10 protein-coding genes and 1 pseudogene are annotated in these 13,497 nt (G+C 69.0%); 8 read left to right on the top strand and 3 right to left on the bottom strand.

Going from position 1 to position 13,497, the window contains the following annotated elements; translation table 11 throughout:
- Nucleotides 1-82: 82 nt before the first annotated feature.
- The 8 genes and pseudogenes from betT (at nucleotide 83) to ACFVVM_RS04985 (ending at nucleotide 9,436) form a co-directional block, all read left to right on the top strand.
- Nucleotides 83-2,236 (top strand): choline BCCT transporter BetT, encoded by a 2,154-nt coding sequence (betT, locus tag ACFVVM_RS05020; RefSeq protein WP_387613041.1) that lies wholly within the window; start codon nucleotides 83-85, stop codon nucleotides 2,234-2,236.
- Nucleotides 2,233-3,747, top strand: coding sequence for an aldehyde dehydrogenase family protein (locus ACFVVM_RS05015; protein WP_387613039.1), 1,515 nt, complete (start codon nucleotides 2,233-2,235; stop codon nucleotides 3,745-3,747). Before betT ends, ACFVVM_RS05015 begins: the two co-directional genes overlap by 4 nt.
- A complete protein-coding gene (locus ACFVVM_RS05010) occupies nucleotides 3,744-5,294 on the top strand; it encodes a GMC family oxidoreductase (RefSeq protein ID WP_387613037.1) in 1,551 nt (516 codons plus the stop codon). The genes ACFVVM_RS05015 and ACFVVM_RS05010 overlap by 4 nt, the downstream gene beginning before the upstream one ends.
- A gap of 116 nt (nucleotides 5,295-5,410) precedes the next feature.
- A pseudogene (locus ACFVVM_RS05005) lies at nucleotides 5,411-6,576 on the top strand (NAD(P)/FAD-dependent oxidoreductase).
- 47 nt (nucleotides 6,577-6,623) lie between these two features.
- Nucleotides 6,624-6,803, top strand: a complete 180-nt coding sequence (locus ACFVVM_RS05000) for a hypothetical protein (RefSeq protein ID WP_387613036.1) — start codon at nucleotides 6,624-6,626, stop codon at nucleotides 6,801-6,803.
- Between the two features lie 59 nt (nucleotides 6,804-6,862).
- Nucleotides 6,863-7,405, top strand: coding sequence for an HNH endonuclease (locus tag ACFVVM_RS04995; RefSeq protein WP_387613034.1), 543 nt, complete (start codon nucleotides 6,863-6,865; stop codon nucleotides 7,403-7,405).
- Nucleotides 7,402-7,656 (top strand): WhiB family transcriptional regulator, encoded by a 255-nt coding sequence (locus ACFVVM_RS04990; protein ID WP_387613032.1) that lies wholly within the window; start codon nucleotides 7,402-7,404, stop codon nucleotides 7,654-7,656. Before ACFVVM_RS04995 ends, ACFVVM_RS04990 begins: the two co-directional genes overlap by 4 nt.
- 112 nt (nucleotides 7,657-7,768) lie before the next feature.
- Nucleotides 7,769-9,436, top strand: coding sequence for a substrate-binding domain-containing protein (locus ACFVVM_RS04985; RefSeq protein ID WP_387613030.1), 1,668 nt, complete (start codon nucleotides 7,769-7,771; stop codon nucleotides 9,434-9,436).
- A gap of 16 nt (nucleotides 9,437-9,452) precedes the next feature.
- Here ACFVVM_RS04985 and ACFVVM_RS04980 read toward each other — a convergent pair whose 3' ends face one another.
- The 3 genes from ACFVVM_RS04980 to ACFVVM_RS04970 form a co-directional block, all read right to left on the bottom strand.
- Complete coding sequence (locus ACFVVM_RS04980; protein ID WP_387613029.1) at nucleotides 9,453-11,000, bottom strand: helix-turn-helix domain-containing protein; 1,548 nt, start codon at nucleotides 10,998-11,000, stop codon at nucleotides 9,453-9,455.
- 136 nt (nucleotides 11,001-11,136) lie between these two features.
- Entirely contained in the window at nucleotides 11,137-11,982 is an 846-nt protein-coding gene (locus tag ACFVVM_RS04975) for a virginiamycin B lyase (protein ID WP_387613027.1), read from the bottom strand.
- Nucleotides 11,975-13,450, bottom strand: coding sequence for an ABC-F family ATP-binding cassette domain-containing protein (locus ACFVVM_RS04970; RefSeq protein WP_387613025.1), 1,476 nt, complete (start codon nucleotides 13,448-13,450; stop codon nucleotides 11,975-11,977). The genes ACFVVM_RS04975 and ACFVVM_RS04970 overlap by 8 nt, the downstream gene beginning before the upstream one ends.
- Nucleotides 13,451-13,497 lie beyond the last annotated feature (47 nt).

The following is a 13,497-nucleotide window of genomic DNA, read 5'->3' as shown; positions in this document are numbered from 1 at the left end:
CGGTGGCGCACCGGTCCGCGACGGCGGGCCGGTGAGCCGGAGATCCCCGACCGGGGGCTGATCGCGAACTACCCTTCGTCGCATGGGTGGTGTCAACAATCCCGGCCGGGGCGACACCGAGGACGGTGCGGCGGATTCGGTGAAGCCGGCGCATCCCGAGGCTGGCCGCGGCTCGGTCAACCGGCCGGTGTTCCTGACCGCGGCCACGATCGTGCTCGCCTTCGCGATCTGGGCGCTGGCCGCACCGGGCAGCGCCGAGACGGTCGTGGTCGAGGTGAAGAACTTCATCGTCACCTGGTTCGGCTGGTGGTATTTCATTCTCGCCACTGCCATCGTCGGGCTGGTGGTGTTCCTCGGCGCCAGCAAATACGGGCGCTACCGACTCGGCCCGGAACAGTCCCGCCCCGAGTACAGCCTGTTCTCCTGGACCGCGATGCTGTTCGCGGCGGGCATCGGCATCGACCTGATGTTCTTCTCGGTCGCCGAGCCCGTCTACAACTACCTCAACCCGCCCGTCGGGCCGGCCGAGACCAATCACGCTGCCCGCGAGGCGGTCACCTGGACGATCTTCCACTACGGCATCACCGGCTGGTCGATGTACGCGCTGATGGGCGGGGCGCTGGCCTACTTCGCCTTCCGCCACAATCTGCCGCTCACCATCCGGGCGGCGCTCTACCCGATCTTCGGCAAACGCGTGCACGGACGCTGGGGCGACGCGATCGATGTGGCCGCGGTGCTCGGCACCATCTTCGGCATCGCCACCTCGCTGGGTATCGGCATCGTGCAGCTCAACTACGGCCTGCACGAGATGTTCGGGGTCGCGGAGGGCAAGGCCGCTCAGATCGCGCTGATCGTGCTGTCAGTGCTCATCGCGACGCTCTCGGCGACCTCCGGTGTCGACCGCGGCATCCGGCGGCTGTCCGAACTCAATGTCATCCTCGCGATCGCGCTGATGTTCTACATCCTGGTGGCGGGCAAGGCCGACTTCCTGCTCAACGCGCTCACCCAGAACGTCGGCGACTACTTCTCGACCTTCCCCGACCGCACCCTCGACACCTTCGCCTGGGACCGCAATCCCGAGACGGCCAACGAACCGACCGCGTGGCTCGATGGCTGGACCCTGTTCTTCTGGGCGTGGTGGGTCGCGTGGGCGCCGTTCGTCGGACTGTTCCTCGCCCGCATCTCCCGTGGACGCACGCTGCGCCAGTTCGTTTTCGGGGTGCTGGTCGTGCCGTTCAGCTTCATCCTGCTGTGGATCTCGATCTTCGGCAACAGCGCGCTCGACCTGGCCCGCACCGATGGCGAGTTCGCCGAGACGACCGCCGCACGCGCCGAGATCGGCTTCTACTCCCTGCTCGAGCGCTACCCGGGCGCACCGATGCTGCTGGGTATCGCGACCATCACCGGCCTGCTGTTCTATGTGACCAGCGCCGACTCCGGGGCACTGGTCATGGGCAATTTCACCTCGAAGCTGTCCGATCCGATGGCCGACTGCGCGCGCAGCACCCGCATCTTCTGGTCGGTGGCGATCGGCCTGCTCACCCTGTCGATGCTGTTCGCCGGTGCCGGTGGGTCCATCACCACCCTGCAGAACGCGACCATCATCATGGGTCTGCCGTTCTCGTTCATTCTGGCGCTCATCGGGATCTCGCTGCTGCGCTCGGTGCGCAACGAGTCGTTCAAGCTCGACAGCTACCGCACCTCCCTGCCCAAGGCCTTCGCCTCGGGCCGCGGACCGTCCGAATCGGGCAGCTGGCGGCGCCGACTCCTGGCGACCATCCTCTATCCGGGGCCCGCGGCGAGCCGCAGGTTCATCACCAACACCGTCCTCCCGGCGATGCGCGAGGTGGCGGCCGAGTTCGAGGGCATGGGCGTGGCGGCGACCATCGACGAGTCCGGGCGCAACGAGGGCCTGCCGTCGCCGCGCCTGCTCGTCGACCAGGCCAACGAGCCGCGCTTCGAGTACGGCGTGTGGCCGGTGTCAGCGCCCGCGCCCACCTACGCCGTGCTCGCGCAGCGGGCCGACGACCGGTATTTCCGCTGCGAGGTCTACCTGTCCGAGGGCACTCAGGGCTACTCGCTCAACGGGTACAGCCGCGAACAGGTCATCGGCGACATTCTCGACCAGTACGAACGTCATCTCGGCTATCTGCACCTGCGCCGCTCGGCGGGCGATCACCACGAGCCCGAATCCGGCGGCACCGACACCGATCAGGAAGGGACTTCGACGTCATGAGCGAGACCCTCTACATCGACGGCGCGTGGCGCCCGGCGGCCTCCGGCGAGACCCGCGAGATCCGCTGCCCGGCCGATGATTCCGTCGTCGGTGTGGTGGCCGAGGCGGGCGCGGCCGATACCGAGGCCGCCATCGCCGCGGCCCGGCGCGCCTTCGACGACGGCCCGTGGCGCGCGACCTCGGCCGCCGAACGCGGCGATCTGCTGCTGCGCGTGGCCGATGCCATCGATGCCCGGCAGGCGGAATTCGTGCGCGCCGAGACCCTCGACACCGGCAAGCGGCCCTACGAGTCCGAGATCGACATGTCCGACATCGCGAACTGCTTCCGGTATTTCGGCAAGCTCGCCGCCGAGGACGCGGGCCGGGTGGTCGACGCGGGTTCCCCCGATGTCGACTCGCGCATCGTCTACGAGCCGGTCGGGGTGTGCGGATTGATCACCCCGTGGAACTATCCGCTACTGCAGGCGGCCTGGAAGATCGCCCCGGCCCTGGCGGCGGGCAATACGTTCGTTCTCAAGCCCGCCGAGCTCACCCCGCACACCGCGATCCTGCTGATGTCGGTGCTCGACGACCTCGGTGTGCCGCCGGGTGTGGCCAATCTGGTGCTCGGCGCGGGCGCCACGGCGGGCGCGCCGCTGTCCGCGCATCCCGATGTCGACCTGGTCTCGTTCACCGGCGGGCTGGCCACCGGCAAGGTCATCGCGCGCGAGGCGGCCGCGACGGTGAAGAAGGTGGCGCTGGAGCTGGGCGGCAAGAACCCCAATGTCATCTTCGCCGACGCGTGCGATACCGACGAGCGGCTCGCGGCGGCCGTGGACAACGCCCTCAACGCGGCCTTCCTGCATTCCGGTCAGGTGTGTTCCGCCGGTGCGCGGTTGGTGATCGAGGAGTCGGTGCACGACCGCTTCGTCGACGAGCTGGTGCGCCGGGCCGAGCAGATCCGGCTCGGGCTCCCCTTCGCCGAGGGCACCGAGACCGGCCCGCTCATCTCGGCCGCGCATCGCGACAAGGTGCACGCCTATGTCGAGCAGGCGCGCGCCGAGGGTGCCGTCATCCGCACCGGTGGCGAATTCGCCTATGGCGACCAGGGTTCGGGCGATCTCGACAACGGCTGGTTCTATCTGCCGACCGTCATCGACGGCGCCACCAGGGACATGGCGTGCGTGCACGACGAGGCGTTCGGACCGACCGTCACCGTGGAAACCTTCCGCACCGAGGACGAGGCCGTCGTCATCGGCAACGACACCGAATACGGCCTGGCCGGTGCCGTGTGGTCCGGTGACGCCGCCCGCGCCCGGCGCATCGCCGCGCGGCTGCGTCACGGCACGGTGTGGGTCAACGACTTCGGGCCGTATCTGCCGCAGGCCGAGTGGGGCGGTTTCGGCCGCTCCGGGGTCGGCCGCGAGCTCGGGCCGTCCGGGTTCCACGAATACCGCGAGGCCAAGCACGTCTACGAGAACCTCCGGCCGGGCGTCACCGGCTGGTTCGCCGAACGAGGGGAGCAGCTGTGAGCGACTACGACTACGTGATCGTCGGCGGTGGATCCGCGGGTGCGGCCGTGGCGGCCCGGCTCTCGGAGGACCCGTCGGTGACGGTGTGCCTGCTCGAGGCGGGGCCCTCCGATGTCGACGATCCGGCCATCCTGCAGCTGGACCGCTGGATGGAGCTGCTCGAGTCGGGCTACGACTGGGACTATCCCATCGAGCCGCAGGAGAACGGCAATTCGTTCATGCGTCACGCCCGCGCCAAGGTCCTCGGCGGGTGTTCCTCGCACAACAGCTGTATCGCGTTCTGGGCGCCGCGCGAGGATCTCGACGCCTGGGAACGCGAGCACGGTGCCGACGGGTGGGGCGCCGATTCGGTCTATCGGCTCTATTCGAAGATCGAGACCAACGATGCTCCCGGTGAGCACCACGGCCGCCGCGGCCCGGTGCACATCATGACGGTCCCGCCGAACGATCCGTGCGGAGTGGCGGTCCTCGACGCGTGCGAGGCGGTCGGGATTCCGCGCGCGGAGTTCAACTCCGGCGAGACCGTTGTCAACGGCGCCAACTTCTTTCAGATCAACCGGCTCCCCGACGGCACGCGGTCGTCGTCGTCGGTGAGCTATCTGCATCCGAATCTCGACCGCCCCAATCTCACCGTCCGCACGGGTGCCTGGGTGAAGAAGATCGTGATCGAGAACGGGCGCGCGGTCGGCGTCGACATCACCGACAACGCCTTCGGGCGCACCACCCGGATCACCGCCGGACGCGAGGTGATCGTCTCCGCGGGCGCCATCGATTCGCCGAAGCTGCTCATGCTCTCCGGGATCGGACCCGCGGATCACCTGCGCGAGAACGGCATCGAGGTCCTCGTCGACTCCCCAGGCGTCGGCGCGCATCTGCAGGATCATCCCGAGGGGGTGATCGGCTTCGAGACGACTCGCCCGATGATCGACACCTCGACGCAGTGGTGGGAGGCGGGGATCTTCACCCCCACCGTCGACGGCCTCGACCGGCCGGACCTGATGATGCACTACGGCAGCGTCCCGTTCGACATGCACACCCTGCGCCAGGGCTACCCCACCGCCGAGAACACCTTCTGCCTGACTCCGAATGTGACACAGGCCCGTTCACGCGGCACCGTCCGCCTGCGCTCCCGCGATTTCCGCGACAAGCCCCGCGTCGACCCGCGCTACTTCACCGACCCCGAGGGCCATGACCTGCGGGTGATGATCGCCGGCATCCGTAAGGCCCGCGAGATCGCCGCCGCCGCACCGCTTTCCGACTGGGTGGCGCGCGAGCTGTATCCGGGACCCGAAGTACAGACCGACGCCGAACTGGCCGACTACATCCGGCGCACCCACAACACGGTCTACCACCCGGTCGGCACCGTCCGGATGGGCCCGGTCGACGACCCGATGAGCCCGCTCGATCCGCAGCTGCGCGTCAAGGGTGTCGACGGGCTCCGGGTAGCCGACGCCTCGGTGTTTCCGGCCCACACCACGGTGAACCCGAACATCACCGTGATGCTGGTCGGCGAACGCTGCGCCGAGCTGGTGGCGGCGAGCCGGTAGCACCGTGACGCGGTGATGTCGTGCAGCGCGGGTCAGCGGACGGTCACGTTCGGCCCGGATACATGACCTGCGCCACCTTCTGTCACACCGGGGCGGCCGTCGGTGTCACCTAGAGCATGACCGAACATGCCAAGACCACAGTTGTCGTCATCGGCGGCGGCTACGCGGGCACCGTGGCCGCCAATCGTCTCCAGCGCGACGATGTCGACATCACTCTCGTCAATCCACGTCCGTACCTGGTCGAACGTATTCGGCTGCACCAACTGGTCGCAGGCACCCACACCGCGGCCACCGACTTCGACACTCTGCTCGGCACCGGTGTTCGACTCGTCGTCGACACGGTCACCCGTATCGACACCGCCACCCGCATCGTGCACCTGGACTCGGGTTCGACGCTGGACTACGACTATGTCGTCTACGCGGTCGGCAGCACCGGCGCGGTCTCCACCGCAGTGCCCGGCGCCGCCGAGTTCGCCTATCCGATCAGCGAATGGGAATCCGCGCAGCGACTACGCAGCACCCTCGACCGGCTGCCGTCCGGCGCGCCGATCGTGGTCGTCGGCGGTGGGCTCACTGGCATCGAGACCGCAGCCGAGCTCGCCGAACAGGGCCGCGCCGTCACCTGCTCGGCGGTGGGCAGGTGGCGCCGACCTTCCACGAATCCGCCCGCCGATCGGTCACCGAACGGTTGGCGAAGCTGGGAGCCCGGGTGCTGCCGGGGGCGAGAGTGGCCGAGGTCCGGTCGGATCGGGTCGTGCTGACCGACGGCACCGCACTGCCCGCCTCGGTCGCGATCTGGACGGCCGGATTCGGCGTGCCCGACCTGGCCGCGCGCAGCGGACTGTGTACCGACGAGCTGGGCAGACTGCTCACCGACGAGACCCTGACCAGCCTCGACGACGATCGCATCCTCGCCGCCGGTGACGCCTCGGCGCCGTCGGGGCAGCCGCTGCGGATGAGCTGCCAGGCCGCCGAGCCACTGGGTGCCCATGCCGCCGACACCGTGCTGGCCCGAATCGCCGGGTCGGAGCCCGCGCCGTTGAACCTCGGATTCGTCGGTTCCTGTGTCGGCCTGGGTCGTCACGCGGCGACCACCCAGTTCGCCCGTCGCGACGACACCGCCGTGCGTTTCGCCGTCGGCGGCCGCCTGGGGGCCGTCATCAAGGAGGTCGTCTGCCGGGGCACGGTGTCGTCCATCCGACGCGAAGCCCGCAAGCCCGGCTCGCTGTTCGCGCTGAGGGGGTCGGGTAACCGCGCCGAACCGGTCCGTGACCGGAAATAAATCAGCCGACATTCGGCGGCGCCTGTGCCACCATTGATCACACGCCGGTGATTCAGCCCGGCGGCACCGACGAGCAGCATCGAGAGGAGGAGACGGCCGTGAAACCCCTTGCGTCACAGCGACAGTCCGACAAGACCTATCGCCGCGCGAATCTGGCCGCCAGCGTGTCGCGTGAAGCGATGCCGGCGGGTATCCATCCCGCGGCCGATCTCCGGATCGCGGCCTGACCGCCCACTCCCCCGCACTGTCCTCCGACGTTCGCTTCTCTCGAAACATGGTGATTCCCATGACGATCCGTCATGTCGTCGACCCGACGGCGCCCACTTCCGACACCTGGATACGTAACCGGGTGCTCGTCCTCAACGCCAGCTACGAGGCCCTCGACGAGATCACCGCCGACCGCGCCGTGACACTGCTCATCAGCGGTGCCGCGGAAACCGTCATCGAGCGGGCGCCGCGGTTTCCGATCCGGTCCCAACACCTGGTGATCGGACTGCCGGAGACCATCCGCCTGCTGCGCTACGTCTACCTGGCCCACGTGGCCCCGGTCGGCGACGACAGCCGCGCGACGCTGGCCGGTGTGCTGCGCCGCGACAAGCAGCGGTGCGGCTACTGCGCCGACTGGGCGCAAACCGTCGACCACATCCGCCCGCGCAGCCGCGGCGGACCCAACACCTGGAGCAATCTGATCGCCTGCTGCGCGCCGTGCAACGCGGGCAAGGCCGACCGCACCCCCGAAGAGGCGGGGATGCGGCTGCTGTGGGAGCCGAAGGCGCCCGCCCCGCTCGCCCGCACGCAGCGCCGGATCTGGAAGGAGTACGCGCCGTGACCACCACCGACTTCGCACTGACCGAACTGCTGACCCTGTCCGATTCGGGCCGGTGGCACCGCGCCGCCTGCCGCGGTGACCCCAACCACGAGGCGTGGTTCCCGTACCCGTCGCAGGACTTCGACTACGCCCGCCGGATCTGCGCCGATTGCCCGCTGCTCGCGGGGTGCGGCGAGTACGCGGGGCGGACGGGCCAGTCGGGGGTCTGGGGCGGCCGCGAGTACGACCGCGGCCGGGTGATCCGCGAGTAGCGGCTGCGGGCCGGATGCCGGAGACGGTATCCGGCCCGCGGTCGTGACCTGCGACGATGCGCACGGGTATGCGCCGTACCGGGCGGTCGTCGGCACTCCTTAAACTTGCCGCGTGGGTACACATCGCAGCGGGACCAGATCTCGAAGTATCAGCAAAGGTCCGGTTATCGCGGCGGCGGTACTCGTGCTGGTGCTCGTCGGCGTTTTCGGCTGGTTCCAGCTCAGTGATCGCGCGGCGAGCACCGATGTCGCGGCCGCCGCCGAATGCGTCGAGGGGCCCGCCTCGCTCGACATCACCGTCGACCCGGCGATCGCCGGTCCGGTCCGCGCCGCCGCGGACCGCTACAACGCGAGCAAGCCCCGCGTGCGCGACCACTGCGCCCAGGTGAAGGTGTCGGCGCGTCCCTCGGACGCGCTGATCGCCGGGCTGGGTGCGGTCGACCAGTGGGATCCGGCGCTCGGCCCGAAGCCGGGTCTGTGGATCGCCGACTCGAGCCGGTCGATCGATCTGGTCCGCGTCCCCGGACTGATCGAGGGCACACCCGCCTCCATCGCCACCAGCCCGATCGTGCTCGCCGTCCCCGACGCGCTGCGCCAGGCGCTCGAGCAGCACCAGGTGACCTGGTCCGATCTGCCGCGCCTGCAGCAGGGCTCGCTCGACGAGATCGGGCTGTCGGGCTGGGGTGGGCTGCGGATGGCGCTGCCGGTCGGTGACGCCACGACCGCCGCGGCCGCCGCGATCGGCGCGGAGATCTCGGGCACCGAGCCGCTCACCGAACAGGCCGCGGGTTCGGGTCAGGTCGTCGCCGCGATCTCCGGGCTGGCCGCGGGCGCGCAGACCCCGGCCGACCTGATGACCGCGACGGCGGCCATCAGCGACGATCCCACCGCCGACGACATCCACGCCGTGGCCGCTACCGAACAGCAACTCGGCGCGGGCGGTCTCACCGCGTTCCGTCCGGCGGGTACCGCGCCGATCGCCGACTACCCGGCCGCCCTGATCTCGGGCCCCTGGGTGGACAAGACCCAGAACCTGATCGCCTCGCGCTTCATCGACTTCCTGCGTTCCCCCGAGTCGGCGGGCGCACTGGCCACCGAGGGGTTCGGCCCTGCCATCGGCTCCGCCCCGGCGAACCCGTCGAAGGAGGCGCTGCAGAAGGTGCGCGCCACGCTCGAGAACCCGGTTCTCGGCGTCAACGCCACCGTCCTGCTCGACGTGTCCTCGTCGATGGGGACCACCGAGGGCTCGATGACCCGCCTGGCCAACGCCGGTGCCGCGATCGCCTCGACCCTGCAGGTGATGCCGCCGGACTTCGGCCTCGGCCTGTGGACCTTCGGCAAGAACCTCGACGGCACCACCCCCTACCAGGTGCAGGTCGACACCGACCTGCTCACCGACAGCCAGCGCACCGCCGTCGCCTCGGCCGTCACCTCCACGCGCGCGAGCCAGCTCACCGCCGACCAGGCCTATCCGAGCCTGCTCGCCGCCTACCGCGCCGCGATCACCGGCTACTCCCCCGGCCGCACGAACTCGATCCTGCTGATCACCGACGGCCCCGACGACGACTCGACCCTCAGCGGCACCGACCTGATCAACCAGATCACCGCGGCGACGAAGTCGGACACACCCGTCCGCATCGACGTCATCGTGGTCGGCGGCGAAGGCACCCAGACCCTGCAAACCGTCGCCGAACAAACCGGCGGCACCTACACCCGCCTGACCACCAGCAACGATCTCGGCTTCGGCACCGCGGTCGTCAAGGCCCTCACCACTCCCTGACCCGGCATCGAGTCCGCTACTGATCGCGGAAGGTTTCGATCTGCGCGCCGAGCCGTTCGAGGCGACCGGCGAGTTGCTCGTATCCGCGGTTGATCACGTAGATGTTGCGTAGCACCGACGTGCCTTTCGCGGCGAGCATGGCGAGCAGGATGACCACGGCCGGGCGCAGGGCCGGCGGGCAGATGACTTCGGCGGCCGACCAGTGGGTGGGGCCCTCGACGTAGACGCGGTGCGGGTCGAGCAGTGTGATCGACGCGCCGAGCTTGGTCAGTTCGGTCAGATAGATGGCCCGGTTCTCGTACACCCAGTCGTGGACAAGGGTCTTGCCCTCCGCCGCGGCCGCGATGAGGGCGAAGAACGGCAGGTTGTCGATGTTGAGCCCGGGAAATGGCATGGGGTGCACTTTGTCTCGTGGTGCATGCAGCCGTGAGGGGTGCACGGTCAGGTCCGCCAGTCGAGTGCGCCCGTTCGCGGCGGCGTATTCGGCGGTCAGGTCGAACCGCAAGTGCATCTGTTCCAGGAGCGCGAGTTCGACTTCCAGGAACTCCACCGGCACTCGCTGTATCTCGAGCGTGGAGTTGGTGGCGACACCGGCCGTGATCAGGCTCATCGCCTCGATCGGGTCTTCGGACGGCGAGTAGTCGACATCGACGTCGATCCGCGAGCGGCCGTGGACCGTCAGCGTGGTCGTGCCGACCCCGTCGACCTCGACGCCCAGTTTCGCGAGGAAAAAACACAGGTCCTGGACCATGTAGTTCGAGCTGGCATTGCGGATGACGGTGACGCCGTCGCGCCGGGCCGCCGCCAGCACCGCGTTCTCGGTGACGGTGTCCCCGCGCTCGACGAGCACGATGGGCTGTGCCGGGGTGCGCCTGGGCGAGGCCAGGACGCGGTAGTTGCCGTCGGTGGTGTCGATCTCGATTCCGAAGGGACGCAACGCGGCCAGATGGGGCTCGACGGTGCGCGTTCCGAGCGCGCACCCACCGGCGTAGGGAAGCTGGAACTCGTCATAGTCGTGGACCAGCGGACCGAGGAACAGGATGATGCTGCGAGTGCGGCGGGCCGCCTCGACATTCATCGCCTCCAGATCCAGCACCGGCGGCGGAATGATCTCGAGATCCCCGCTGTCACCGAGCCATTCCACCCCGACGCCGATGCTGCGCAGGACTTCGACGAGCCGATTGACCTCCTCGATCCGGGCGACGCGCCGCAGGACGGTGCGCCCGGAGTTCAGCAGCGCCGCGCAGAGCAGGGAGACGCTGGCGTTCTTGCTGGTGTTGACCGCGATCGACCCGGACAGCGGCTTCCCGCCCACGATGCGCAAATGGGTTGGGCCGCTTGCCTGTCCGACGGTGACCAGCTCGGTGTCCAGCGCCCGGCCGACCCTGGCGAGCATCTCCAGACTGACGTTCTGATGGCCGCGTTCGATCCGGTTGACCGCGCTCTGCGAGGTGCCGAGCGCCGCTGCCAGCTCGGTCTGCGTCCAGCCGCGAGACTTCCTCGATTCCCGTACGAGCCGGCCGATTTGCTCGAGTTGATCAGTTCGTCCGGTCGCTGCAATCACGGACAGAAAATATCACAGATGAGATTCTGTTCGCGCTGTTGCTCAGAACACCAGAATATTGATCTCATATGCGAGATTTCAGTGCGGAGCTCGCGTTCATGCTGTCCCCGCGTGCACGCCTGCCGCACCAGGTGCCCTACGGCCGAACCTCCACCAGCGCACCGGATTCCATGGCGACCCAGACGTGTCCCGTGCGGTCGACGGCGAGTCCGTGCGGCTCCTTTCCCGGCAGGTCAAGGTGGCTGATCGCGCCGTCGACGGTGATCCGGCCGAGCTTGCCGCTGCCCCACTCGGTGAACCACAGTGCACCATCGGAACCTGCGACGACGGCGTGTGGCCGAGCGGCGGGGTCGGGCAGGGCGAATTCGGTGACCGCGCCACCGATATCGATCCGGCCGATGGCGCCCGCGCCGATCTCGGTGAACCACAGCGCACCGTCAGGGCCTGCCGCAATACCGACCGGGGCGGCGGCTTCGGTCGGCAGTGGATGGATGGTCAGCGCGAGGTCGCGGTCGACTCGGCCGATCGCATTGCCCTGGTTCACTGTGAACCACAGTGCCCCATCGGATCCCGGAGTGATCATCGAGGGCATACCGTCCACCTCGACTGAGCTGATGGTGCCGTCGGCGGCCAGGCGACCGACCCGGCCCGCCTGCAATTCGGTGAACCAGAGCGCGCCGTCGGGACCGGTGCACAGCCCGTAGGGGCCGTCCATGGATCGACTTGTCACCGCCCCGTCCGTGGTGATGCGCCCGAGACGGCCGCCCTGGAATTCGGTGAACCACAACGCATTGTCGGGTCCGGTCACGATGACGGTGGGCTGTCCGTCGGCGGGGTCGAGCGCGAACGTCTCCACCGCGCCGTCGGCGTAGCGCCCGATCACACCTTGGGCGACCAGGGTGAACCACAGCGCGCCGTCCGGCCCGACCGTGATCCCGTACGGCGCACCGGGTACTTCTACTTCTCGTACGATCTCAGCCAAAGTCCTGGATTCCCTTCTGTGTTCCCCGGAATCGACGGCGCAGTGCCCGATCGTGCGACACCACGACCACCGCGCCCCGGTAGTCGTTCAACGCCCGTTCCACCTCGTCGACCAGCCGCAGCGAGAGGTGGTTGGTCGGCTCGTCGAGCAGCAGCAGATCGTGTTCCTCGGCGAGCACCCTGGCCAGCGCGAGCCTGCGCCGCTGCCCCTCGGACAGGGTACCCACGGCGCGATCGAGCAGGTCGGGAGCGAACAGGCCGGTGGCGATCAGCGCGGCACGCCCGAAACCATAGGCCTCGGTGACAGTGCGGTCCGGATCGAAGCGCTCCTCCTGGCGCAGATAGCCGACCCGGCCCGGCGCCGCCGCGTGGATCGCGTCGAGCAGCGTCGACTTACCCGCACCGTTGGGGCCGTGGATCAGCAGCCGCTCCCGAGGCCCCAGGGTCACCGGGCCGATCGTGAACTCCGCGCCCGTGCCCGCCGCGAAGCGACCACGGAACCGCAGAGGTTCGAGCGGGCGCGGCACCGGATCGGCACGCAGGCGACGCAGTTGTTCGGCGGTGTGCCGGACCCGTGAGGCGACCGAGCTCTGCACCCGCCCGGCATTGCGGTCGTAGGCCATCTTGTTGTTGTCGGTCATCGACCGGCCCGGCGCCACCTGGTGCGCGGTGGTGGTCGCGAACTCCTCGAGCCGCGCGATCTCCTCGCGCCACCGCGCGTACGCCTGCTCCCAGCGCACGCGCGCAGCGGCCTGTTCGGCCAGGAAGCCGGAATAGCCACCGCCGAACCGAGTCAGGCCGCCGTCGGCCACCTCGATGATGGCGGTGACCACCCGGTCGAGGAAGATCCGGTCGTGCGAGACCACGACGACGGTGCCCTGGTGCGTGCGCAGCCGATTCTCCAACCAGAACAGCGCGGCTTCGTCGAGGTGATTGGTCGGCTCGTCGAGCAGCAGCACCTCCGGCGACGCCGCGAGCAGGCAAGCCAGGCCCAGCCGTGCCCGCTCGCCGCCGGACAGACTCTCGAGGGTGCGCTCACGCTCGATCCCGGCCAGGCCGAGTCCGTACATCGACGACTCGACCCTGGCATCGGCGCCGTAACCGTCGCGCGCCTCGAACCGGGTGAGCAGCGTGCCGTAGCGATCCATGTCCTGCGCCTCGGCCGCGTCCCGCATGCCGCGCTCCAGTTCCCGCAGCTCCGCGAGCGCCGATTCGATCGCCGCGCCCACGGTCTCCCCGGTCAGGATCTGCGCCAGGTGGCCGAGTCCACCGTCGGTGGTGACTGTGCGAGTGCCATCGTCGGCGTGCTCCAGTCCCGCCAGGATGCGCAGCAGGGTCGATTTGCCCGAGCCGTTCTCGCCGACGATCCCGACGCGCTCACCGGGCCGGATCGTCATCGAGACGCCATCGAGCACCGGCCTGCCCGCATTGGACTTCGACACTCCGCGCAGGGTCAGTTGAGTGGTCAAACAGTGCTCCAATCGCAACTTGTGTAGCCTTAAAGCTACCGAGCCGC

This window comes from Nocardia sp. NPDC058176, assembly GCF_042883805.1.
Lineage (GTDB): Bacteria > Actinomycetota > Actinomycetes > Mycobacteriales > Mycobacteriaceae > Nocardia.
Note: the sequence above shows the minus strand (reverse complement) of the source record. Positions and strands in the feature narration are given on the sequence as shown.